The organism is Leptolyngbya sp. NK1-12, assembly GCF_032598965.1.
GTDB lineage: Bacteria > Cyanobacteriota > Cyanobacteriia > Elainellales > Elainellaceae > Elainella.
Genome location: NZ_CP053586.1, coordinates 4751476 through 4775907, shown reverse-complemented (window position 1 = coordinate 4775907; position 24432 = coordinate 4751476). Strand labels below are relative to the sequence as shown.

The 24432-nt window shown below is 53.0% G+C and carries 15 protein-coding genes; 7 read left to right on the top strand and 8 right to left on the bottom strand.

Going from position 1 to position 24432, the window contains the following annotated elements; all coding sequences use genetic code 11:
• Positions 1-122: 122 nt before the first annotated feature.
• The 5 genes from HJG54_RS20410 to cobN form a co-directional block, all read right to left on the bottom strand.
• Positions 123-950, bottom strand: a complete 828-nt coding sequence (locus HJG54_RS20410) for an O-methyltransferase (protein ID WP_316431042.1) — start codon at positions 948-950, stop codon at positions 123-125.
• Positions 947-2182: a sedoheptulose 7-phosphate cyclase gene (locus tag HJG54_RS20405; protein WP_316431041.1), complete on the bottom strand. Its 1236-nt coding sequence runs from the start codon at positions 2180-2182 to the stop codon at positions 947-949. The genes HJG54_RS20410 and HJG54_RS20405 overlap by 4 nt, the downstream gene beginning before the upstream one ends.
• 1353 nt (positions 2183-3535) lie before the next feature.
• Positions 3536-4444 carry a CoB--CoM heterodisulfide reductase iron-sulfur subunit B family protein gene (locus HJG54_RS20400; protein WP_316431040.1) on the bottom strand — a complete coding sequence of 303 codons (909 nt, stop codon included), beginning with the start codon at positions 4442-4444 and terminating at the stop codon, positions 3536-3538.
• 630 nt (positions 4445-5074) lie between these two features.
• Entirely contained in the window at positions 5075-5764 is a 690-nt protein-coding gene (locus tag HJG54_RS20395) for a hypothetical protein (RefSeq protein ID WP_316431038.1), read from the bottom strand.
• A gap of 324 nt (positions 5765-6088) precedes the next feature.
• On the bottom strand, positions 6089-9844 hold the full coding sequence (gene cobN / locus HJG54_RS20390; RefSeq protein ID WP_316431037.1) for a cobaltochelatase subunit CobN: 3756 nt from the start codon (positions 9842-9844) through the stop codon (positions 6089-6091).
• A 669-nt stretch (positions 9845-10513) separates the two neighbouring features.
• Here cobN and HJG54_RS20385 point away from each other — a divergent pair.
• The 4 genes from HJG54_RS20385 (at position 10514) to HJG54_RS20370 (ending at position 16563) form a co-directional block, all read left to right on the top strand.
• Positions 10514-11200, top strand: coding sequence for a sugar transferase (locus HJG54_RS20385; RefSeq protein ID WP_316431036.1), 687 nt, complete (start codon positions 10514-10516; stop codon positions 11198-11200).
• Between the two features lie 226 nt (positions 11201-11426).
• A complete protein-coding gene (locus tag HJG54_RS20380) occupies positions 11427-12524 on the top strand; it encodes a YdcF family protein (RefSeq protein ID WP_316431034.1) in 1098 nt (365 codons plus the stop codon).
• A gap of 208 nt (positions 12525-12732) precedes the next feature.
• Positions 12733-14490: an ABC transporter ATP-binding protein gene (locus tag HJG54_RS20375; RefSeq protein WP_316431033.1), complete on the top strand. Its 1758-nt coding sequence runs from the start codon at positions 12733-12735 to the stop codon at positions 14488-14490.
• Positions 14491-14799: 309 nt separating this feature from the next.
• Entirely contained in the window at positions 14800-16563 is a 1764-nt protein-coding gene (locus tag HJG54_RS20370; RefSeq protein WP_316431031.1) for an FG-GAP-like repeat-containing protein, read from the top strand.
• Here the strand turns inward: HJG54_RS20370 and HJG54_RS20365 are convergent.
• Both HJG54_RS20365 and HJG54_RS20360 read right to left on the bottom strand, forming a co-directional pair.
• On the bottom strand, positions 16560-16808 hold the full coding sequence (locus tag HJG54_RS20365; RefSeq protein ID WP_316435652.1) for a DUF4351 domain-containing protein: 249 nt from the start codon (positions 16806-16808) through the stop codon (positions 16560-16562). The two genes, HJG54_RS20370 and HJG54_RS20365, sit on opposite strands and share 4 nt — an antisense overlap.
• A gap of 193 nt (positions 16809-17001) precedes the next feature.
• Positions 17002-17250 (bottom strand): hypothetical protein, encoded by a 249-nt coding sequence (locus HJG54_RS20360; RefSeq protein WP_316431030.1) that lies wholly within the window; start codon positions 17248-17250, stop codon positions 17002-17004.
• A gap of 708 nt (positions 17251-17958) precedes the next feature.
• Between HJG54_RS20360 and HJG54_RS20355 the strand changes: the two genes are divergently transcribed.
• The 3 genes from HJG54_RS20355 to HJG54_RS20345 all read left to right on the top strand — a co-directional run bounded on the left by HJG54_RS20355 (position 17959) and on the right by HJG54_RS20345 (position 23407).
• Positions 17959-18213, top strand: coding sequence for a hypothetical protein (locus HJG54_RS20355; protein ID WP_316431028.1), 255 nt, complete (start codon positions 17959-17961; stop codon positions 18211-18213).
• 112 nt (positions 18214-18325) lie between these two features.
• The gene (locus tag HJG54_RS20350; RefSeq protein ID WP_316431026.1) at positions 18326-21520 is read left to right on the top strand and encodes a DUF4347 domain-containing protein; all 3195 of its coding nucleotides are present in this window, start codon (positions 18326-18328) and stop codon (positions 21518-21520) included.
• Between the two features lie 132 nt (positions 21521-21652).
• On the top strand, positions 21653-23407 hold the full coding sequence (locus tag HJG54_RS20345) for a DUF4347 domain-containing protein (protein WP_316431025.1): 1755 nt from the start codon (positions 21653-21655) through the stop codon (positions 23405-23407).
• Between the two features lie 86 nt (positions 23408-23493).
• Here the strand turns inward: HJG54_RS20345 and HJG54_RS20340 are convergent, their stop codons facing one another.
• The gene (locus HJG54_RS20340) at positions 23494-24429 is read right to left on the bottom strand and encodes an Rpn family recombination-promoting nuclease/putative transposase (RefSeq protein WP_316431022.1); all 936 of its coding nucleotides are present in this window, start codon (positions 24427-24429) and stop codon (positions 23494-23496) included.
• Positions 24430-24432 lie beyond the last annotated feature (3 nt).

Genomic DNA, 24432 nt, shown 5'->3' with positions numbered 1-24432 from the left:
GAGTTAAATCAGAAGCAAAATGAGTCTAATTCTTGATTCAATCTACCGTGCCAACGAGATAGAAGCGGGCAAGCTGCCCGCCTTCTCTGCGATTTGATCAAATCGAATGATTTACCTGTGGGTCAGATGCGCCGAATCAGAGTCAATCCATCCCGTAGAGGGAGCAAGACCTGTTCTACTCGCGGATCTTCGGCTACAAGACGGTTGAATTGAGCAATGGCCTCCCCATTTCGAGAACGCTGCTCAGGAGGCAAGTAGGGCTGACCTTGCAGTAGGGTGTTATCTACCGCCAGAAAACCACCGGATGGGAGCAGATTGGTGGACAGCAGTGTTTGGAAGTAGGCGATATATTCTCGTTTGTCCGCATCGATGAAGACAAAATTGAAGCTTTCACCGGCATCGGCTAAACGACAGAGGGTTTCTAATGCTGCCCCCAGCTCGATTTGAATTTTGACTCCGTGGGGTGAGGACTGAAAACTGGCCTGAGCGATTGCTGCGGCATAGGGGTCTACTTCGCAAGCAATCAGCTTGCCGTCTGCCGGTAGAGCCTCGGCCATCGCTAGGGCAGAATAACCAGTGAACATACCAATTTCCAGAACTCGACGCGCTTGGATCATGTGAATGAACATTTTGAGCGCCTGTCCTTCGATATGGCCGGATAACATCTCCTGCTCCAGTGGGCGGATTGTAGTTCCGGTTGAAAAATGCTGATTCCAGGCTTCTGCTGCCGTGCGCTGCGCCAATACTGCCAGATCAGCTGACTCGGGTGATGTGCAAGTTTGCAGGTAAGGGTCTAATCCAGCTGCCAGTTGCCAAGCCCGATAGAGCCGGTCATGCAGTTCTGGAGGTTCGGTGCCGACTTGCTGCAACAGCATCTCTAGCTGCTCGGTTAATATTCCCAGTGGTGTTACTGGCCTGGTGTCCGATTGAGATTGGGGTGTAGCAGTCATGATTCACTCCCGATCAACTCTGGTTCGTACTGAACCGGATACATTTCTACACCAGCACCTGTGCGTGGATAAGCTGCACAAAGCTGTTTATGTTCCTGTAAAGCTTCTGCTAGCTCTTGCCGGGTCAAATCGTTCGCGAAGAAACAGTCTCCAATTGGACGGGGCATGGCTGCTCGCTGTAGGCCGTCGCGGGTCAAAGTAATCGATTCGGTAGCTTGCCAAATCAACGCTTCCTCAAACAGGGGATGATCAAGCGCTAATCCAACTCGGCTCATCAATCCCAGAATCCGATCGCGTTCATTAGCAGTAATGTAACCCCGCCGAGCAGCAATTGTAGCCGAGAACGCCATGTCAATGTTAACCGCATGTCCGTGGAACATGGGAATCTGGGGCGCGAGTTCTAGCGTCGGACTCCAGGTGTGACCGTAGGCGATGACACGGTCCAGATCCAGCTCGTGCAGGTTGGGAGCTTCTAGCTCTAGCATGGTTTTAATGGCTGCATAGGTGGCGCGGTGCCCGATCTGCCTCAGGTCGAAGGAGTCATCTAAATAGCCAAAATGAGTCTGGAGCAATGCCTCGCCATGCTGCTCCAACAGATCAAAAACCTCGGAATTTGCCACTACCGCAATTTTGATCAATTCAGCCATGCCGTTTCGCACTTGCGCTGTTGGTAAGGTTTGCAGAAACGAGAAATCGAGCATGACGATTTGGGAGGCGTGATAAGCACCCAGACGATTCTTCAGCTTACCGTGATTAACTGCGACTTTGATTGCTACACTGGCGTCGATTAGGCCAATCAAGGTGGTAGGAATGCGGATGTAGTTACTGCTGCGACGGTACATGGAGCAGGCAAAACCCGCTACGTCTGTAATCAATCCGCCACCAATCACGAGTACGGGTTCTTTACGCACTAGGCGAAACTGTGTGAACGCATCAATGATTCTTAAGCAGGTGTCAATTGATTTGTTCGGTTCGGTGATGGTAATCGGAAAAACTGTCAGGTCAAGCTCGTAATACTTGAAATAATTACGGAGTAAACTGCCGTAAAGCCGTTCAACATTCGCATCTATAACCGCCAAACAGCGCCCAAAAGGCCGGTAGCTTTCTGCTAGCTGGGGATTGTGCAAATCAAATACGCCATCCACGCAGAGCAGACTGTAGTCAATTTTTTCATAACCTTCGACGCGAAAAGCTTTGTCTGTAACAGACAGTTGAGTGTGAGCAATGGTCATGGATATGTTTCCTAGAGTGTAGGGTTAAATAGGTCAAATAAACTGAAGCCCAATTTCTGTATCAGGTCAGCAAATGATCGAACTGATTGAACATTCGCATCTGCCAAGCCAGACAGGGTAGCCATGTAGCCTTCTCCCCATCAGCCTGCCAGAACTGCGATACCGAAATGGTCATTCGCCTGCTTTGGCCAGTAATTTGCCAGCAGTGTACTCAGCCAAATCGATAAATTTGGCCATTAAAGTCTTGAGCAGCCAAGAAAGTGAGCTGCCTGAACTAAAAGTAAACCTGATTTGCTAAGCAGTTTACTTTTGGGTGTGGCTACCGTTCACTGTCGTCTGTAGCCACCTGATACATTAAACTTGCAGGGTGAGCTAGCGGCGATTGTTTGTCGCCAAGTTTCCACTTAAGGTTGCAACCTTGATTGATTTGCAAACCAGAATTTTGCAACTGCTTGATCGATTGAATTCCCAACATTGCTAAACCTAATGATGGATTGGGCTGATGAAACCTTTAAAGCAACCCCATTTAGAACCTGCCGGTATCTCTCCTAGAGTAGGCATTACCGCCCTATCTGAGTTGCATAAATAACAATCAAACGCAGGTTGGTTCTAAGTTACCTCAAACCTATCAGAGCTGATTTTGGCTAACATCTCTCTAAAAGTAGAAGACCAAGGAATAAGGATATTAATTTATAGTGTTTGCCAGAAGAGAGAGGACATTGTCGTGGATACACTTCGCGCCTACAACAATATCTCTGCCCTAACTGCCGTGGCGACGGCGATAACTATTAATAAGAATAGGAGATGAATCGGCTGAGGTCTTGGAAAGGAAATAAGAGAAACTAAAAATTAGGATGAGTCAATTTTACTAGTTATAAAACACCTAGCCACGTGCTCTACATCACCTTGCGACTAAATGTTTTAGTTATGCATCCATCAAACGAGCAAAACTGGAAAATGGCGGTCGAGTTTTAGCAATGTCTCATATGTTCAAGTTGCTCAATTCAATCTCAATGCAATAGAAAGATGACAGGCCAAATTTTTGTTAGGGCAGGTTCACCCAATTTGGGCTAGCCTCCAAGATCTGGCAAAACCTGCTCCGATTGCAGCTTTTCTAAAGCCCAGTTCGTATGAAGCCTTGTTTGACTGACAAATCGTTTGCTTGTGGCGATTCTAGATGCGGTGGCGATAGCCTGTCGTTAGGATAGCAGCTTCTCACAGAGTCATCGCTGCTACACAAATCAAGTCAATCTGCGCCGACTCTGGTAGGAGGAGGAACCCGCCGGGCGAGTTTTGCCTGTGTAGACGTGGCTTTTAGCCACAGCATCCAGGTTTTCTCAGCCAATCAGTGACTTATGCTAGAGCATAAAGGTTCAGTTTTTCGAGTACAGGGCGAGTTGAAACAATATGGCGTTCCATCCCTAGCTGCTTCGGGCTAATCCCCAAAGCCAAGGCAACGAGTTGAGACAGATGCAGTACTGGCAAGCCCAGTTTGCGATCAATCACTTTTTCAACTTCAGGTTGGCGAGAGTCTAAGTTTAGATGGCACAAGGGGCAAGGCGTCACCATACAGTCCGCCCCAGCATCGATAGCTTCTTGAATATGCCTGCCTGCCATCTTAAACGAGGTTTCGGTTGCATAGCTAGACAGCGGCCAACCGCAGCACTGAGTCCGCCCCCGGTAATAAATTGGCCTTGCCCCTACCGTTGTGAACAAGTTTTCCATCGACTGAGGATTATGGGCATCGTCGTAGGGCAAGTGGTCCTGTGCCCGCAGCAGGTAACAACCATAAAAGGCCGCACACTTCAACCCCGAAAGTTGACGAGTCACGCGCTTCTGCAATTCGTCTAAACCAAAATCACCTACTAGCGCCCACAGCAAGTGCTTGACTTCGGTCGTACCTTTGTAGGGGGAACAGCCTTCCTGTTTCAGCAAACCATTAATCTGTTCTAGGTAAGCCGGATTGTCCTGCTGGGCTTTTTTGAGCTGCTCGTCCACATGTCCAATCACGCCTTGACAGGTGCTGCAATGGGTGAGCAACGGTAAATTCAGCGACTCGGCCAGGGCAATGTTGCGGGCATTCACCGTGTCTTCGAGCAGTTGGGAGTCTTCTTTGAAAGTACCAGAGCCGCAGCAGGATGCTTTTTTCAGTTCGATCAGTTCAATCCCCAAAGCTTGCGTCAGTGCCTGCGTAGACATGTATAGCTCTCGGCAGGCTCCCTGAGCCACACAGCCTGGAAAGTAAGCGTATTTTAATGTCATGGATCGTTGGGTAAAAGTAATCTCCTCTATCTCTATAATGCTGTGTTTCTATGAAATTGGCTGAGTGATCACATTCCTTAAATACAGCGTTTTTCACTCCTGTGAGGTATAAGGGGTGGGGGGCTTCGCTCCCACGCAGGGGCACTGTCCCTGCACCCCGTTTTTCGTACTTCACTAGAATGCAGTTATACCATTTCCCTTTAGAGCTTGTTTGTAAACAAAGCTTGAGATCCCCCTAAATCCCCCTTTTTAAGGGGGACTTCAGAGATTTAACTCGGTTCCCTCCTTATTTAAGGAGGGTTAGGGAGGATCAGATGTGAAGTCGATTCTAGCCTCTTAAAATTCATTTACAAACAGTCTCTTAATCGGGCTACAGATTACAGCATTCGATGGGTTGCGGTATGCAGCTTCCGTAATTCAAAACTCGGTTCGGCTGACTCACCGGAAGCCAAAACTCAAAACTAAGAATTGGTATTAGAAGTGTCTTGCAGCTATAGCAGGTCTAAAGAAATTATGAATTCATCAAGAAGCTAGAAATCAAGAAAAATTTTAGCTCCTAGTTCCTGGTTTCTCTTCCCACATCCATACCTGAATAAGAATTGGCAACCAATTCCTAATCATAAATAAGTGCTAATCCGACTGCGTCCAAGACTCGTGGATCGTCTTAATGATGGAGCTACCCAGCCCCACCATATACAAACCAGAAATGATGCCACCCAAAATACCAGGAGCGGTCACTTTAGTACTGCTCTTAAAATAAAACAGACCAAAGACACCGCCCAGCAAATTGAGCAAGCCTAATGAAAAACCAAGTTTTGAGCGTGTTTGCCGACTGGCGACCAGCAGCCCCCAGCTCAAGCAAAAATAGCTCAGGGATGGATCAAAGATATAGAAAGGAGCAATTGGCAACACCGAAAAAGATTGTCCTGCCGAGAATCCTAATCTGATGCCAGAGAATATGGTGAATCCGCCCACGATAATACCGTAGACTTTACACAACCCAGGTAGTACCAAACATAAAAGGACAACAAGAACTGTTCGTATAGGTGGATTTAATCGCCAAAGCACATACAAAATCAGACATATTAATAAAATAACTAAACCGATTCCAAACGCCAGAGGCCAAATGGACTCAGAGTTTTGATTAGTTGAAACTTTTGCCTGCGCAGGCTTGCCGGCTCGTTTTCGTTCAAGCCTGACTGGATTTAGTGTTTCCCAACGGCTTCTCTGAATTAATCGTTCAAACTCTGCTTCGGCCTGTTTGATTTTCTTGTATCTATTTTGATCTCTATTCCGATCTCTATTCTGCTTTTCGTTCATTCTGATCCCATGATGGAGGTGAAGCATCCTAGGCTAAAAAACAGCTTTGGATAAACAAAATTTCGGTGGATTTTCCAGAAGGTTATAGCCGTCGCCACAACAGATAGGACAGAAATATTGTTGTGGCAAACACTATATATAAACATCTAGCCGGTCCAAGCCAAAACATATGCAGCTCTGTTATGCAGCTCTGTTATACAGTCCTAAGTCGATCAACATCATTAATTTGAAGATCCGTAGGACAAGCGTTTTGCTGGCGCAGGCAAGATGCCCGCACTGCATCTACCGTCTAATCAGGTTGACCTACTTATCACTAGCTTTTACTCATTTTGATTCAATTTCGGCTTCAGCTTGATGCACGAGTGCCCGCAATTGCTCTAGGGTGTCGGCTGGAGCAGCTTGCCAGAGGCCGCGCTGATTGGCTTCTAGCAGCCGTTCGGCCATGTCTCGCAGCGCCCAAGGGTTATTGTTTTGAATAAATGCCTGCACCGTTGGGTCGAGCAGATAGGCTTGGGCAATGCCCTCGTACATGTGATCGGCAACGCAGTGGGTCGTGGCATCGTAGGCAAACAGGTAATCCACCGTGGCCGCCATTTCAAACGCGCCTTTGTAGCCATGTCGCATCACGCCCGCGATCCATTTGGGATTGACAACCCGTGAGCGATAGACTCGCGCAATCTCTTGGCTCAACTGCCGCAGCTTTGGGTTTTCGGGCAGAGAATGGTCGCCAAAGTAGGTGGTGGGATTTTTGCCGGTGAGGGCACGCACCGCTGCCGTTAGGCCGCCCTGAAACTGATAGTAGTCATCCGAATCGAGCAGATCATGCTCGCGGTTGTCTTGGTTGTGCAGCACAATTTGCAACTGCCGCAGCCGCTGTTCGAAGGCTTCTGGGGCGGAACGTCCGTCGCCTTGGCCGGTGTAGGCATAGCTGCTCCAGTTGAGGTAGGCCCGCGCCAAATCCTGGTCATCGGTCCAGTTCTGGGACTCGATCAAGCCTTGTAGACCCGCTCCGTAGGCTCCCGGTTTAGAGCCAAAAATGCGATAGCGGGAGCGCTCGATTGCCTGGGTTTCTGACAAGCCTGCTGCCTGCCAGGTTTGGGTATCGGCCTGCACCTGAGCAGCTAACGGGTTTTGCTCGGCTGGTTCCTCGAGCGCTGCCACAGATGCCACCGCCTGATCAAACAAATCAATCAAATTGGGGAAGGCATCGCGGAAGAAGCCGGAGATGCGCAACGTCACATCAACCCGCGGACGCCCCAGCACCGACAGGGACAGAATCTCGAAATCGACTACGCGCCGTGCTGCTCCATCCCAAACCGGCTGCACACCCAACAAGGCCAGCGCTTCCGCCAAATCGTCTCCTCCGGTGCGCATGGTCGAGGTGCCCCAGATTGACAACGCCAGCGAGCGCGGATATTCGCCCTGCTCCTGCACATACTGTTCTATTAGCGTCTCGGCGGCTTTGCGTCCCACAGCCCAGGCACTTTCCGTCGGAATCGCCCGGATATCAACCGAGTAGAAATTCCGCCCGGTGGGCAACACTTCAGGCCGTCCTCGGGTTGGTGCTCCCGAAGCACCGCTCGGAACATAGCCGCCCGCCAGTCCGTGCAGCAGGTTGGTGATTTCTCGCTGGGTTTGTTGAAGAGCGGGGAGGAGGTGGTGGGTGATCCAGGTGAGGTCGGGGAGGAGGGGTGGGGGGGTGGAGGAGGGGGGGGGTAAGGGGTGGAGGAGGGGGGCGATGTAGCTGGCAGCAGCGGTTTCTAGAAGTTCAACGACATCGCCGTGGGTGCGGCAGTTGAGTAGGGCGGGTTGGATCTGGGATTGGCTGGGAGGGTGCCAGGGTGCGCCTAGATCGGCAGTGAGGGGGTCGAAGTCTAGACCCCAGGATTGGGCAATGGCGCGGGTGAGACCTAAGCGACCGGAGCCGGGGTGGCGGGCAATGGCAATAATCAAATCGCGTAGCTGGCGGCCTTGGGGACATTGGCCGAAGATGTGGAGGCCGTCGCGGATCTGGGCTTCTTTTAGTTCGCAGAGGTAGCGGTCGAGGGAGTTGAATAGGGTGTCGGAGGTGGTTTGGTCGGCTGGATTGGCGTCTGGTGACGCTTGGGCTAGTTCTTGCTGTAAGTGGGTTTCGACGATCAGTTCTAGAATCCGGTCACGAATCAGAGATAGACGAGAGGGGTCGAGGGTTTGGGCTTCGTAGTATTCGTCTACTAGGTTTTCTAGGTGCTGCAAGCTGCCGTAGAGTTCAGCGCGGGTAAGGGGCGGCGTCAGGTGATCGAGAATCACAGCCTGAGTGCGGCGTTTGGCCTGGGAGCCTTCGCCCGGATCGTTGACGATAAACGGATAGAGGTGGGGCAACGGACCAAGAGCCACTTCCGGAAAACAGGCTGCTGACAGGGCGGTGCCTTTGCCGGGTAGCCATTCGAGATTGCCGTGCTTACCCACATGCACAATGGCGTGTGCTCCGAAGGTTTGCCGCAGCCAGTAATAGAACGCTAGATAGGCATGGGTTGGTTCTAGATCGGGCGCGTGATAGTTCAAGCTGGGATCGAGGTCGTAACCTCGGGCGGGTTGGATGCCAACAAAAATCTGGCCGAGCTGGATGCCCGCAATCGGAATCGCCGTGGGCAGGGCAGCTGGATTGCCCCAGCGGTCAAGTAAGGCTTGCTGCACCGCGGTGGGTAGGGTGGCAAAGTACTGCTGATAGGTTGCACGAGGAAGCCACTGATGGACAGTTCGTAGGGGCTGGGCTTCGGGGTCGTTTGTCACCTGGGCCGTGAGGCGAGCGATCAGCTCTGCGCCGGTTTGAGGTACATCGGTCAGCGAGTATCCCTGCTGTTGCAACGCCTGCAAAATTGCCACGCAGCTCGCGGGTGTATCCAAGCCCACTCCATTGGCAAGGCGACCGTCTCGCGTTGGGTAATTGGCCAGAATCAGGGCAATTCGCCGCTCGGAACAAGGCGTTTGTCGCAGCTGCACCCAGTTGGCCGCCAGCTCCGCCACAAACTCAATTCGATCCGCTATGGGCTGATAGGTAACCAGATCGGTTTGCAAGATCGGATGCCGCTGCTGTACCGCCTTAAACGAAACCGCCCGGCTGATAATGCGGCCATCCACCTCCGGCAGCGCCACATTCATGGCCACATCCCGCGGCGACAAACCCCGCAGCTGACTGCGCCACTGCTCCTCAGTCCCACCACTCAGAATCACCTGAAGTACCGGCACATCCAACTGCTGCCAGAGGTCCACCTGCGGTGCGTCTCCATCCAGTTGGGCCAGCGAAAAACTGGTCGTGTTCAGCAATACCTGAATTTGACTCTTCCCCTGAGGCTGGAAATAGTCCAGCACCTCCGGCTGCACCTCCGCCTCCCGCAACGAAGTCGCAAACACCGGCACCGGCTCAATTCCGCGCTGCTTCAGAGCACCACACAGCGCATCAATCGCTGCTGTATTCCCCGCCAAATAATGCGCCCGATAAAACAAAATCCCTGCCCTAGCCCAAGTTAACCCCTCTCCCGCCCCATTGTCCCCCCATTCATACACCCCCACTCGCGGCACTGATACCGGCATGGGCGGAGCGTAAGCGGTTTCCAGACAGAGATCAGCCAAATACTTGAGGGCATTCACCAGATTGGCGACCCCTCCCTCGGTGAAGTAGCGCCAGAGGCGGTCTACGGTGGACAGGGGCGCGGTCGAGTGGCTGAGCAAATCCGGGTCAGGTCGGTCATCCCCTGGCAGGACAAACAGCGTTGCTCCGGTTTGCTGGACCGTTTGCCGCACCACTTCTAAGCCATAGGACCAGTAGGAACGGCCCCCCAGTAAGCGCAGCACAATCCCACGCGCTTGGCTCAATACCGTCTCGGCATAGGTATCAATTGAGAGATTCTGCTGCAGCTGCAGCAGATTCACCATGCGCAGGGCCGGAAAGTCGGTGAGCTGAGCCAGGGCCGCAGCAGCCACCTGAATATCCGTATCGGCTGCCGTCAAGATCACTAACGGTGCAGAGGTTTGATCGACAAAGATTACTCCTTCGGTATCGGGAGTCCACCCTCCGGGAACAGCGGCAAGACGATGCATAAACTAGAGCAGCGTTGAAAGTATTAGAGATTGAAATCGTTGAGTCTTACAGTTGAGCCTTATAGTTTAGCTTCATTCAGGCTTAGACAATGTCTTTAGGGCTTGATCTGGCCAGCTCAGATATCAGCCGCCAGATGGGGAATACTTCCAGATCCATAAATCTACCTTTGGTAGTATTGACAACATTAAAGCCCGCGTGTGTTATCTGGGGAACTGCGGTTTTGCCACTTACTTTTACTACTTTTCCAGCAATTTTGGACCCTAGCTTCTGCATGAAATCTGCGAGATCTTGGCTAGGTAGGGTACCAGCTTCACACGAAATTCATAAAACAGACTATTCATAAAGTTCGTATGTCTTTGTATCACTCAGTACTAGACAAAATCTCTGAAAGCGTTATCTAATAAGGCGTCGAGCATATATTGAAAATCTAGATTAGGCATAGAAGTGACTTAGATTAGGAATAGAAATAACAGCGTCTTTATAATTGTTTTATTTTTCCTGTTCAGGAAACACTCTGAATAGTTGAACGTCAAGAGGGGCAACAACCCCTAAAGTGCGAAGATTTGTCGAGGTTTGGATTCTATCTGCCTAAATTCACGGAGGCAGGCTGAATTGCTTGTAAATATGTTTACGTGTTCTCACGGTAATTTTGCTCGTAGGTGTGACCGATGACAGATGCAGCAACCAAGGGAAAATCTACTACCGAAGAAACCGCAACAACGGCATTACCGCCTTGTCCTGACCCACCTCATCGCTCAGCGTTGTGTTTAATTAAGCGTTCGATTGATATTGTGGGTGCCTTGGTTGGGTTGCTGCTGTTAGCAATTCTGTTTATCCCAGTTGCCGCTGCGATCAAGCTTGACAGTCCAGGGCCTATTCTCTATCGGCAAGAGCGATTTGGCTTACAAGGGCGTCCGTTCACGATTCTCAAGTTTCGTTCGATGGTGCAAAATGCCGATGCGTTGAAATCGCACGTACCGAATGAAGCCAACGGTCTGATTTTCAAAAATCGCCACGATCCGCGCGTTACTCGTGTGGGCCGCTTCCTGCGCAAAACTAGCCTGGATGAGCTGCCCCAGTTTTGGAATGTGCTGAAGGGCGACATGAGCTTGGTCGGCACTCGTCCCCCAACTCGCGATGAGGTTAGCCGCTATGAAGCTCGCCACTGGCTGCGGCTGAATGTCAAGCCGGGGCTGACGGGTGAGTGGCAGGTCAACGGTCGCTCTGCGATCAAAGATTTTGAGGAAATCGTCGATTTGGATCTGCGGTATCAGCACCGCTGGAGTCCGATTTACGATCTGGCGCTGATCTGGCAAACGATCTGGGTTCTAATCAATAAGTCGGGAGCCTACTAAGCGCCTATCTAAGTCGGCCAACTGTCGGGACTACCCCCTGATGCCACATCCAAGGCTGCGTTTGCCTAGCCTGTCTCTAGCCTGCTTCTAACCTCTGCCGCGATAAATTTCCTAAAATTCCCACAAGCGCATGGTTGATTTGGCTCTAGTTTCAGTAGAGTTAAACAGGTTTGTGTGAGTCTACTGCCGACTGTGGCTCGCGCCGGAGGTGGAAGGAAAAGCGGCGATGTTTGAACTGATTACTCAGATTTTGCTTCTGGTAGGGCTTTACTACCTGCTGCGGGCATTTTGGCCCAAAATTTACAATACAAAGTACTTTGCCTGGTTTGGCGTTGCCGTTCTGATTGCCCTGATCGTGATGGCCTTCATTCAGCCCGGCAATCGCACTGTTGGCATCCTGTGGGCCATCCTTTCCTTTCCATTACGGCCCTTAGGTTTAGTCTTGGTTTTGCTGGCCTATGCACTGGCTGAGGGACCAGGAAAAATTAAAGCGAACCAGGTAATTGCCGCCTTTGTGATTTTGCTGATCTTCAGTTTGCCAGTCACAGCCTATTTACTGACGGCCCAAACCGAACAGCGCTCGGTGATGGAAGCCATTCGGCGACAGGAAGTCTCTAACCCACGAGCCGTGCAGGCGATTGTCGTTCTGGGGGATGGCTCTGTCCCGATTGATCCAGCCGCGCGGATCCGCACCCAGATGACTCGTCTTGGCGATGGGATTAGCATCACGCTGCAGGCGCGTTTGCTCTATGCCGCCGAGCTATATACCACCCGGGCCCAACGAGGTAACAACCCACTCGTCATTGTCAGCATTGGTCCGCAGCCGGTTGATTCACGCGGACGCCCCTTAACCAGCGAAGACCAGGCGGTGATTGCGCTATTAACCCGCAATGGAGTGCCCCAAAGCCAGATCAAACTCGATCGCATCGGGGTAGATCCTCGCACTAGCGCGATCGAAGCCCGCCGCATCCTCGATCCGCAAAGCCAGAATATAGAGTGTCGGCTGTTTGCCGTTTGCGACAATGGCGTGCGCGAGCTGCCGTCTTCTGGGTCAATCAGCGCTCGAATTCCGATTGTCCTCGTGACGCCAGTGATCATGGCCCGGCGAGCCAGTTCCACCTTTCGGCGGTTGTACTTTGAAGTCATCCCCTGCCCTACCGACTTCTATGTGTTTCAGCTACAGCGGGGCTGGGAGTTGGCCGCTCTCACCGATCTGATTCCGAGTGCAGAGGCGCTGGTGATCACCTCACGGGTGGTGAACGAGTATCTGACCACGGTTTACTACTTCCTGCGAGGGTGGCTAGCCGATCCCCTCACCATGTAAGCTGCTGCATAGCTCTTTGCAAGCCTGTAGTTTTTTGTATCCGTTTGTAGCACTGCTCAAGTGAGCAGTAAATCGTTGAACGGTGAAGAGAGTCAATGCGCCAGAATAAGAAAGGCAATAGCTGCGGGTGTACTCTGCTGGCTAAAGCTAACTTTGCTTGTTTTTTGCTTGTTTTTTGTTTATTTGAGAATTTACTACTAATCGATCAATGGCTCACTCCCGACTGCAAACCCTGGCAACCTACCTGCGGCCTCACTGGCGTAAAGCAGCCATCGGTATTTTTTCTTTGTTTGTGGTCAATGCGGTAGGGGTCTACATTCCGCTGCTGATTCGGGATGGGCTGGATGAGCTACAGCAGACCTTTAATCTGAATCGCGTTATCTACTACGCACTGCTGGTTTTGCTGCTGGCGTCGGTGATGTGGGTGGTGCGGATGTCATCGCGGGTGTTGCTGTTTGGCGTGGGGCGACAGGTAGAGTTTGACCTGAAGCAGCGCATCTTCAAGCATCTACTGACGCTAGAGCCAGCCTACTTTACGATCAACACGCCTGGAGATTTGATCAGCCGCGCTACTAGCGATGTGGATAATATTCGCCGCCTGTTGGGTTTTGCCGTCCTCAGTTTGGCGAATATGGTGTTTGCCTATGGGCTGACGCTGCCTGCAATGTTAGGGATTGACGTGAAGCTGACGCTGGCCTCGTTGGCGGTTTACCCAGCAATTCTGATTTTGGTGCAGTTGTTTAGCCATCGGCTGCGGGCGCAACAGCTAGCGGTGCAGCAGGAAACGGCGGACCTGAGCGATCTGATCCAGGAAGACATGAGCGGCATTGCCTTGATCAAGATCTATGCCCAAGAAGAAAATGAGCGGCGGGCCTTTCGTCAGTTGAATCAGCAATTGCTCAGCGCCAATCTGCGGCTGTCGAAAACGCAAAATACGCTGTTTCCCTTACTGCGCGGGTTGGCTAGCCTCAGTCAACTGGTCATTTTAGTCCTGGGGATTGGGGCAATCGCCAGTGCCACCCTCAGCGTCGGGGATTTTGTGGCGCTGCTGTTGTTTGCCGAACGGCTGGTATTTCCCACAGCGCTGCTGGGCTTTACGATTACAGCCTATCAGCGGGGCGAAGTGAGTATCGACCGCTTGGAAGCCATCCTCTCTACCAAGCCTCAAGTGCAGGACGCCCCGAATGCCATAGCTTTACCCCGGTCGGATGTGCGCGGCTGGCTGAGTGCCCATCACCTCACCTATACCTATCCGGGAGCTACTACCCCAGCCCTCAATGATGTCAACTTCACGATTAAACCAGGCGAAACCGTGGCCGTCGTTGGATCGATTGGTTCCGGGAAGTCTACCCTTGCCAATGCGTTGCCGCGTCTACTCGACATTGCCCCCGGCCAACTCTACCTCGATGGCTACGATATTACTCAGATCCGGCTGCGCGATCTGCGGGCGGCGATTGCCTATGTACCCCAGGAAAGCTTTTTGTTCAGCACGACGATCAAAAACAATATCCGCTATGGGGGCCCCACTAGCGAACAGCCAGAAGTGGAACAGGCTGCCAAACAGGCCCAGATCCATCCCGAAATTCTCAATTTTCCGCAGCAGTACAAAACGATTGTGGGCGAACGAGGCATTACCCTCTCCGGTGGACAGCGCCAGCGGACCGCCCTCGCTCGCGCCTTGTTGGTGGATGCACCCGTTTTGATTTTGGATGATGCCCTCTCTAGTGTGGACAACCAAACCGCAACGGCAATTTTAAATCAGCTCTCAGAAGGGACAGAGCGCAAAACGGTTCTGTTTATTTCTCACCAGCTTTCAGCAGCAGCGGCGGCAGATCGAATTCTGGTGATGGATCATGGCCGCATCGTGCAGGCGGGCACCCATGCGGAATTATTGGCCCAAGATGGCCTGTATCAGTCGCTTTGGGAAACCCATGCGATGGAAGCGGCAATTAAGGAAGGCGAGTAAAAATAATTTGTCATTCAGTTTAATGGTTGATCTGCGTCTAAGGTGATTTACATTAAACGCGAATTACCATTAATTAAAAATTTAAAGAGGAACCTGGTGCGATATAGCTAAGTCTACTAAAGTAGGTCAACCCAATGATTGAGCAGACCCGTAATGCGGATAACTGATCCGCTATTTGGTTCGCCAGCAGGCAGGATGCCTGCCCTACGTTTAGTGTTTAATTCTGCTTGCCTGCTTAGTGTTGATTGACGTAGCTAAGATGAACCCGCATATCATCTAAAATTCCCTGCTTAAGGAGCATTCTGTTTTATGTCTGTGAGTTTCGACGCTGGAAATACCGTCCGAGTTGGTGTAACGCCCTACTCAGTTGCTGTAGCCGACGTGAATGGCGATGGCATCCTAGATTTGATTTCTGGTGGAACTGTAGCGTCATCGTCAGTTGTGCAAACGGGCGCTGTTTCGGTCCTGTTGGGCAGCAGCAATGGCCGGTTCAACTCGTCGCCGATCGTGTCTTCGGGGGCAGGATTTGGTTCAGCCACGGCCCTCGCGGTTGGAGATTTCAATAACGATAACGTTTTAGATGTGATCACCGTTGGCGATCTATTTGGCAGCACCATCAGCGACGTGTTTGTTAATCTAGGCAATAATCGCGGCAATTTTCGCGCTAGCACCACCAGCCAAATTCTGCCCGATAATCCGCAGGCCGTGGCGGTGGGAGATATCGATGGAGATCGACGCCTAGATGCAGTGACGGCAGGCGGCAGAAGTCTGTCGATTTTACTCGGCAATGGGGCGGGTGACTTTAGTTCAATCAAAACTCAGACGCTCAGCGATAGTCCCAAAGCCTTAACGCTGAGAGATTTCAATAACGATGGCCGGTTGGATATTGCGGCACTCACAATATCCAGTACTACCAATGCCAACAAACTGTTGCTGCTGCTGGGCGATGGCAAAGGTGGCTTCACCGAACGTCCGGCAGTAGACCTCAAGAATAACTCCTCTGGCACATCCGATCTAGTCACGGCTGACTTCAATGGCGATGGCAGACTCGATGTCGCTGCCCTGTCGGGGCGCACGGTTTCTGTGCTGCTAGGCGATCTGACTGGTTCGCTGCGGTTGGTTTTTCAAACTGAGCAGAATGCTAGTGCGATTACAGCCGGGGATTTTAATGGAGATGGGCGGGTTGATTTAGCAACGACATTCCTCGGCTCTGGCAGCGACGGCACTTCGATTTTTCTGGGCAACGGCAGAGGCAGCTTCAGCCGTCCGGTTTCGTTCCTGGCCTCTGGATCGTTTGGTAGCTCCAAACTGGCAACCGGCGACTTTAACCAAGACAATAAACTCGATTGGGTGGGTATCAGTCCTGCCAATCAAGATGCCACCGTGTTCCTCAACAACACTACTGCCACCGATGCTATTGCGATTGGCACGACCGATGACGATAAGAAGTTCGTCGATGCCTCTAGTGAGTTCAGCGGCGCGGTGCGGATTGATCTCGACAAAGGTACTTTCGTGCTGAATGGCCCCACCCGAATTACCAAATCGGTGAAAGGCTTCGATGATGCGATTGGTACAGTGCGGGATGATCGGATTCGCGGCAACAAACGCGCCAATCTGCTGAACGGTTTGTCTGGGAATGACGAACTGCTGGGTTTGAATGGCGATGACCGGCTGATCGGCGGTGCCGGAAATGACCGACTCACGGGTGGTAGAGGCAAAGATAGCTTTATCTTTAGCGCTACCCCTAATTACCCAGAGGGGTTGGAAACACCGTTTAGCCGTCAAGCGTTGGGTATCGACCGGATTGTTGATTTTGAGCGCGGTAGGGACAAGATTATTCTCGATGCAGGCACCTTCACAGCGCTAGAAGCGGGCCAACGTATTCGCTTTGCTACAGTCGATGATATTGCAGCAGCAAAGACCAGCCGCGCTCTGATTACCTATGTCCGCGATTTGGGTCGGCTCTACTATAACCCGAATGGCTCTCGCTCTGGGTTTGGGGGTGGCGGCCAGTTTGCTGTTCTGAATGACCAACCTGCTCTAAGAGCAAGCGACTTTGCCACGTTTGTCTAATTCCCCTCACGGTTGGGTCGGTGGGTAGCTAGCCAATCTAGCAAATCTGTCAGTGTGGAGAAGTCAAACAACGCTTCTCCTAGCGCCTCTAGCTGTTCCAAGTCAAGGGCTTGCACCTGAGCCACAATCTCTAATGGCAACTCACCGACACGGCGAGCCAAGAGCTTGAGGATCAGCGATTGCCGACCTTCCTGCCGACCTTCTTGCCGTCCCGCTTCTCGCCCTCGCTTTTCGCCATAATAGATTTCCTTCAGTTTTCATCCCTAGTATATCCATAGCTAATCTAGCCAATTCATTCTGCTATCACCTCAGCAACGACAAAGCATCAATGTTCAATCATTTTGACTGTAGCTCTACAGCAAAACATCAACTACCGAGGTGATAGCTAGGATAATAATTGGGATAATAATTGGGGCAATAACTGAGCTAATAATCGAGTCAACGCACCAGAATGCTGATATATTTGCCCGCTAGTAGGGGAAAGGGCACAATCGGCGTGAATTTGCCCCGGTCGCTGGCTACCTGCTTGACCACCAACTCGTGGATCGCAAACTCAATCTGCTCCTGAGTGCCAATCAGCCAAATACGGAGCTTGTCACCGCCCAGATTGATGCCCGAATTGCCCAATTGATTGCCCAATTGCTCGCTAAACTGCTTTGCCAGCCGTGGGTTAAACTCTGTAGTCATGTTGATTCGCCTTTGTTTTCTTGCTGTTTTCTGGTGAAGTGAGAAGAAAACTTAAGGCGTGGTGGTCTAACCACGGGTAACGAGGAGTGTCAAATCGCCCGATCTGGTTGCAGCAGAAACTGTTGCACCGGCAAGCGGTCCATCGGCTGCAACGATCGTTTACACTTGACACAGCCAGGTTCTCTGCTGCTAACAGAGACTTTGGTTAGCTGGCTAGATGTGCGGCTAACACTTCTAGTCAGCGACCTCGCCTTAAGCTGTCTACCGGTTCAGCATCACTGAACTCGTGAGCAAAGCATAGAGCATTAGGCGACATAACGCAAGTCGGGATGGGTGACTTTTTGTGAATTTAGCAAGTAACGGCTTGGCTATGCTTGCGGTTGTGCTTCAGCACTGCGCTGGAGCGTGAGCGGTTGTCGCTTAATGCTCGGTGACAGCCGTTTTGTTAACTTCCGTAATTATTCTGTCAAGCTTGTATAAATTTAAGTGGAAGGAATCAGAGAGTTTCGTAAACTTGCTTTATAAGTTTGATAGTGGACCGTGATTCTGCTTCAGGGTTTGTGTCAACAGCGCCAACGTTGGCGTCAGCTTCAAGTGAATTTAGTCCCTATTTGAAGTGATATGGCTTGGAGAACTTTGCTGCTTTAGTCTGGCTATCCAAGTTGCCGCTTCAGATCTATCCAAAGTCCCCCCCTTTGTCATCCCTCTATGTCTGATCGTTCTCCCGGTCGGTTTGAGTCGGTTGCGGGTGATCCGATTGCTCGCATCCTAGACCCAGAATTAGTCATAAAATTTGCTACAAACTCTGCTACAACATCCACGCTATCTGTTCTAATTGCAATTCTGATTGCATCTCTATCTGGCTGGACCTGCATCGGTCCGACAAGTGCGCAATTTTCCAACTTATCACCGTTACCTCAGCGGTTAGAAGCTGCCCAGTTCTGGGGTGGCGACTTGGTTTGAGGTGGTAGCGGCAGTGGCTGATATCAGTGGTGCCCTGGCTTTTTGAGGAAGCTGGGGAATTGTGCTGTTTGTGTGCTCCTGAATGACCCTTTCGATTACTCCAGAGGTTTCTATGTCGAATCTACAGAGTTTGAGTCCAACTGAGATAGCCTTTGTCGATGCAGGCGTTGCCGACTCTAGTTCACTAATCGCTCAGTTCACAGCAGGCACCGAAGTGCATCTGCTCGATGCGAGTCAGGATGCGATTGCGCAAATCACCCAGATTCTAGCGAGTCGGTCTAACATCAGCGCAATTCATATCCTTTCGCATGGCAGCAATGGCGCTCTGCTGTTGGGTGGAGAATCTCTCTCAAATCTCAGCGGCTACGATGACGCGCTACAACTCTGGGCACAATCCCTCACCGCCGATGCCGACATTCTGCTCTATGGCTGTAACGTGGCGGCAGATAGTACGGGGCAGGGCTTCGTCAGCCAGCTTGCCGCATTGACCGGAGCGGATGTCGCTGCATCAACTGACCTGACGGGCAGCAGTGTTCTGGGCGGCGATTGGGAACTGGAATTTAGCACCGGCAGCATTGAAGCATCAGGAGTGTTGGCGGATTGGGCCGAAGCAGCCTATCAAAACGTTTTGGCAATCTACACGGTCAATACGCTGGCTGACACTGGAGCCGGTTCCTTACGGCAGGCAATCGCGGATGCGAACGCCAGTGTTGGAGTGGCAGACACGATCAACTTCAGTGTTACCGGTACGATTACCCTGACCAGCGTATTGTCTCTGACCGACAGTGCCGAAACCACGGTTAATGGAGCCGGGTCTATCACGGTGAGCGGCAACAACGTCGCCCGCGTCTTCAACGTTGCCGCTGGGGCTGCTGCCGCGCTGAATGGACTGATCATTAGTGGAGGAAGAACCATAGCCAACGACGGTGGCGGCATCCTCAACAATGGCACGCTAACGGTGAGCAACAGCACCTTCACTGGCAATTCGACAGGAAGCGGCTTCGGCGGCGCCATCTACAGCGACGGCACGCTAACGGTGAGCAACAGCACCTTCAGTGGCAATTCGGCAGGCAATCCGGGCGGCGCCATCGACAACCGTGGCACAATGACGGTGAGCAACAGCACCTTCACTGGCAACCGGGCAAGCGGCGGCGGCGCGATCGACAACAATGGCACGCTAACGGTGAGCAACAGCACCTTCACTGGCAACTCGGCAGTAGGCGGTGGCGGTATCCTCAACCAACCCCAGGGGAGGCTGACGGTGAGCAACAGCACCTTCACTGGCAACTCGGCAAGCGAGGCTGGCGGCGGCATCTTCCACGGTGGAGTCACGCTGACAGTGAGCAACAGCATTGTTGCAGGCAACGCCTCCCCAAATGGTCGAGAGATTCGCAGCTTGACCCCGGTGACCTCTGGTGGCTACAACCTGTTTGGCTTCAACGGCGACAGCGGCTTGGTCAATATCACGACCGTCAGCACTGACGTTATTCCCACCGTTGACCTCAGCGCTATTCTTGACACGACCCTACGGAACAACGGCGGTCCCACCCAAACCCTTGCCCTTGTTGCCGGTAGCCCCGCCATTAATGCAGGCAACACTGCGCTGACCACTGACCAACGCGGCATTGCTCGCCCCCAAGGGTCCGCAGATGACATCGGGGCTTTTGAGTTCGTACCATCCAACAGCCCTCCCACCACCGCCGGCATCGCCAACGTCACGGTGAACGAAGACGCCCCGGCCACGGTGATCAACCTGTTCGATGCTTTTGCCGATGCCGAAACCCCTGACTCTGGCCTGAGCTACAGCGTCACAGCCAACAGCAACTCTGGACTGGTGAGCACCAGCATCAGCGGCGGCAATCTCAACCTGGCCTATGCTGCCAACGCCTTTGGCACCGCCAACCTCACCGTCCGCGCCACTGACCCCGGCGGGCTATTCGTGGAGACTAGCTTCACCCTCACCGTCAACCCGGTCAACGATGCCCCCTCCTTCACCAGAGGACCAGACCAGACCAGCCTGCAAAACAGCGGCCCTCAAACGGTGAACAACTGGGCCACCAACCGCTCAGCCGGACCCGCCAACGAAGCAGGACAAACGCTGACCTTCCTGACCAGCAACACCAACAACAGTCTGTTCTCCGTTCAGCCCAGCATTGATCCAACTACAGGCACCCTCACCTACACTCCGGCTGCTAACGCTAGCGGCACCGCAACCGTCACAGTCCAACTCCAAGACAGCGGCGGCACGGCCAATGGAGGAGTCGATACCTCCGCCCCTCAGACCTTCACCATTACCATCACCGCCGTCAACCAAGCCCCTTCCTTCACCAAAGGGCCAGACCAAACCGTGAACGAAGACAGCGGCCCTCAAACCGTCAACAACTGGGCAACTGGCATCTCAGCCGGACCAAATGAAGCAGGGCAAACGCTCAGCTTCCTGGTGTCAAACAACAACACCGCCCTGTTCTCGGCTCAGCCCAGCATCGACAGCACCGGCAGACTCACCTACACTCCGGCTGCTAACGCTAGCGGCACCGCAACCGTCACAGTCCAATTGCAAGACAGTGGCGGCACCGCCAACGGCGGACAGGACACCTCTGCCCCTCAGACCTTCACCATTACCGTCAACCCGGTGAATGATCCACCTGTAGTCAACCTGACCTCGACCTCCCAGTCGATCCTCTCCAACAACAGCTTGATTAGCGGCGTCAGCATCAGCGATATCGATGCAGGAACTAATCCTGTCACCGTCACCCTGAGCGTCAACAGCGGCACGCTCAACGTTGGCACAACCAATGGCGTCACCATCGGCAGCAACAGTACAGGTAACGTCACGCTCACCGGCAGCGTCAGCGACATCAACAGCGCCCTGACTAACCTGCGCTACTCCAGCTCCAATAACTTCTCTGGTAACGACGCGCTGACCATCACCGTGAATGACAACGGCAATACTGGCGGCGGGGCATTGAGCGATACCAAAACCGTCGCTTTGTCTGTGGTGCGTGACCTGGGGACACTGGGTGTGTTTGGTCAGGTCGTCAGCGGTACGGTCAACGCCTCTGACCCCGAAGACCTGTATCAGGTGACGCTCACGACAGGAGCAACCCTGTTCCCCAGTCTGTATGTGCTCACGGGCGATGCGGACCTGGCGATTCTCGACAGTGTGGGTACCGTGATTGCCTCATCGAACAATCCGGGCTTGCAGGCCGAGCTGATTACCCAAGCCGTGCCAGCGGGAACCTATCGAATCAGAGTGCGACGCTTCACCGGTTCGACCAACTACAACCTGGTGATTGCCAAGTATTAGGGGGTGTATCCAGCTCAGCCCAGTTGGGGAGTTGCTGATTATGCAATGGCTTCTAGTCAACTGGGCTGAGCTGGTTGTGTTTGTTTATCTGTAGATTAATTCGTTCAGTTTTGATTCAACAAGGTATAACCGATGACTACTCAATCTAGTGTTTCCTTCAACGGACAGATTGCTTTCGTCGATGCGGGCATTGCTGATTCGGCTTCACTCGTGTCTCAGTTTCAGCCCGGTACTGAAGTGCATCTGCTCGATTCGAGTCAGGATGCGATTGCGCAAATCACTCAAGTTCTGGCGAATCGGTCTAACCTCAGTGCGGTTCACCTGGTCTCGCATGGCAGTAATGGCGCGTTGCAGTTGGGTGGAGACACCATTCGTGACCTGAGTGAGTACGATGCTGAATTACAACAGTGGTCCAACTCGCTGACTGCCGATGCTGACATTCTGCTCTATGGCTGTAACGTGGCGGCGGGTGAGGCAGGCGTGGCGTTTGTGAACAGTCTGTCTCAACTGACTGGAGCGGATGTGGCCGCGTCCGATGACCTGACCGGAATGGGCGGCGACTGGGATCTGGAATACAACACGGGCACAATCGAGACGGCAGCGATTGCCGATATGACCTATCAAGGTACATTGGCCAACTTCACCGTCACCACTCTCAGCGATGTCGTCAACCCCAGCGACGGCGTGATTAGCCTCCGAGAAGCGGTCAATGCGGCCAACACTCTGGGCGGCAGCAACAACATCTTCTTTGGCGTCAACGGCACCTTCACCCTCACAGGCGGAGAGCTGGGCATCAGCAGCAACCTCAGCATCTTTGGCAACGGAGCCAGCTTCACCACCATCAGCGGCAACAACGCCAGCCGCGTGTTCAACGTCAGCAATAGCAATGTGCTGTTGTCGGGTCTGACGATCGCTAATGGTCGAGCGGGTGGTGGTGAGGGCGGCGGCATCCGTAACAGCGGCAACTTAACCGTGCAGTTCTGCACCATCAGCGGCAACTCGGCAGGTGGCGGCGGCGGCATTTTCAACGGTGGCAGCCTGACAGTCAACAGCAGTACCTTTAGCAACAACTTGGCAACCGGCGGTGGCGGCATTGACAACGTTGGCAACCTGACAGTCAACAGCAGTACCTTTAGCGGCAACTCAGGAGTCAAGTTTGGCGGCGGCATTTTCAACGGTGGCAGCCTGACAGTCAACAGCAGTACCCTTAGCGGCAACTCGGCAGGCTTCGGCGGCGGCATTACCAACGTTGGCAACCTGACAGTCAATAGCAGCACCTTTAGCAACAACTCGGCAGGAGCCGGCGGCGGCGGTATTTACAACTTTGGCGTCCTGAATGCCGTCGGCACGCTCTTCAACAACAACGGGGCCACTATTGTTGGCGGCGGACTCTATACCACCAACGAAGCCGTAGTTGACTTCTGCACCTTCACCAACAATCAGGCCGACGATGAGGGCGGCGGCATCTTCGCCGAGGGTGTTCTCAACCTGGGCAACAGCTACTTCCAGGGCAATCGGGCTACCAACAGCGGCGGCGGTCTCTACCTCACCGGCAGCGATGCCAAGGTCAGCCTCTCCACCTTCCTCAGCAACAGTGCTAGCAATGGCGGGGCAATCGGGCTGGGTGTGTCCAGCGGTACGAGTACGCTGCTGGTCACCGATTCAGTTCTGCGCTTCAACAGCGCTACGACCAGCGGCGGCGGCATCTTTGCCGGGGTGGGCGATCAGGTGACGATTCGGCGTTCTCAGGTACGGCAGAACAGTGCTCCGAGTGGGGTTGACCTGTTTGGGGCGTACATCAGCGGCGGCTTCAACCTGATTGGCAAGGGCGGCGGCTTTACGGGCATCGTCAACGGCGTGAATGGGGATGTGATTTTGGTGGCGTAGGGGGTGGAGGGGTAGGGGGTGAGGAGTGAGGGGTCCTTTCTGCTTTGTCCACTCACCCACTCATCCACTCATCCACCCCCTACCCCCTACTCATCCACCCCTCCACTCGCCTCCTGGGTGGGCAGGGCGGCTAGCCAGTGCTCTAGGTCACTTAGGGCCGTGAAATCGAGTAGGGCTTCGCCTAGGGTCTCGAGTTGTTCCAACGAGAGAGCTTGCACCTGGGTGAGGAGTTCGGGCGGCAGGTTGCCTACCCGACGGGTCAGGAGCTTGAGGATTAACGATAGCCGCTCTTCTTGCCGTCCTTCTTGCCGTCCTTCTTGCCGTCCTTCTTGCCGCCCTCGCAGCTCTCCCCGCCGCTCGCCCTCTCGCAAGATCTCTTGATACCAGGGTGACTCTCGTAGTACCGCCATGTCCCACCTCATGATTTGCCTGACGACTTCACTGTCCAATACAAAACTAGCAAAGAAACCCAACAATGCCTCTAACTCGACCATCTGCTCATCTTGCCGCAGCTCGGTCAAGGCTCGCTGCACGACCGCCACCTCGCCGCCCTGCTTGAGAATTGGCACAAACGGCAGCAACGCCGTCAACGACTGCTCAAACACAATGTCTACCTCTACCTCCCACAGGTTGATGACTCGATACTCCTGAAGTGTCCGCAACCCCAAAACCCGCGACTCAAAGCGATCGGCGATTACCTGGGCAGCAGGTGGCGGCAGGATGTTGACCAGCACTGGGTAAACGGGCAAGTCATACTTCTCTTGTGCCAGAGCTGCATAAGCTCGCATTCGCTTCGGTAGGTTGGCGTCATAGCGCAACTGCAACTCGTTGAGGATGAGAAACTCGCCCTGCTCAGGACTGCTGACTTTCACCAGCACATCGTTTTCTCGACTGAGCCACTGAAACTCAGAGCCGAGGATTTCCTGGGCCACCAAGTCGGGCTGCTGGGTGACCCACTGCACCCAGGCAGTCGGAGCCAAACTGATCAGGCGTTTGCCACCAATGTCTGCTTTTTTCGCCACGAT

Coding starts and splice junctions, on each gene's coding strand:
- HJG54_RS20410 (WP_316431042.1), bottom strand. CDS start 950: ATGACTGCTACACCCCAATCTCAATCGGACACCAGGCCAGTAACACCA.
- HJG54_RS20405 (WP_316431041.1), bottom strand. CDS start 2,182: ATGACCATTGCTCACACTCAACTGTCTGTTACAGACAAAGCTTTTCGC.
- HJG54_RS20400 (WP_316431040.1), bottom strand. CDS start 4,444: ATGACATTAAAATACGCTTACTTTCCAGGCTGTGTGGCTCAGGGAGCC.
- HJG54_RS20395 (WP_316431038.1), bottom strand. CDS start 5,764: ATGAACGAAAAGCAGAATAGAGATCGGAATAGAGATCAAAATAGATAC.
- cobN (WP_316431037.1), bottom strand. CDS start 9,844: ATGCATCGTCTTGCCGCTGTTCCCGGAGGGTGGACTCCCGATACCGAA.
- HJG54_RS20385 (WP_316431036.1), top strand. CDS start 10,514: ATGACAGATGCAGCAACCAAGGGAAAATCTACTACCGAAGAAACCGCA.
- HJG54_RS20380 (WP_316431034.1), top strand. CDS start 11,427: ATGTTTGAACTGATTACTCAGATTTTGCTTCTGGTAGGGCTTTACTAC.
- HJG54_RS20375 (WP_316431033.1), top strand. CDS start 12,733: ATGGCTCACTCCCGACTGCAAACCCTGGCAACCTACCTGCGGCCTCAC.
- HJG54_RS20370 (WP_316431031.1), top strand. CDS start 14,800: ATGTCTGTGAGTTTCGACGCTGGAAATACCGTCCGAGTTGGTGTAACG.
- HJG54_RS20360 (WP_316431030.1), bottom strand. CDS start 17,250: ATGACTACAGAGTTTAACCCACGGCTGGCAAAGCAGTTTAGCGAGCAA.
- HJG54_RS20355 (WP_316431028.1), top strand. CDS start 17,959: ATGTCTGATCGTTCTCCCGGTCGGTTTGAGTCGGTTGCGGGTGATCCG.
- HJG54_RS20350 (WP_316431026.1), top strand. CDS start 18,326: ATGTCGAATCTACAGAGTTTGAGTCCAACTGAGATAGCCTTTGTCGAT.
- HJG54_RS20345 (WP_316431025.1), top strand. CDS start 21,653: ATGACTACTCAATCTAGTGTTTCCTTCAACGGACAGATTGCTTTCGTC.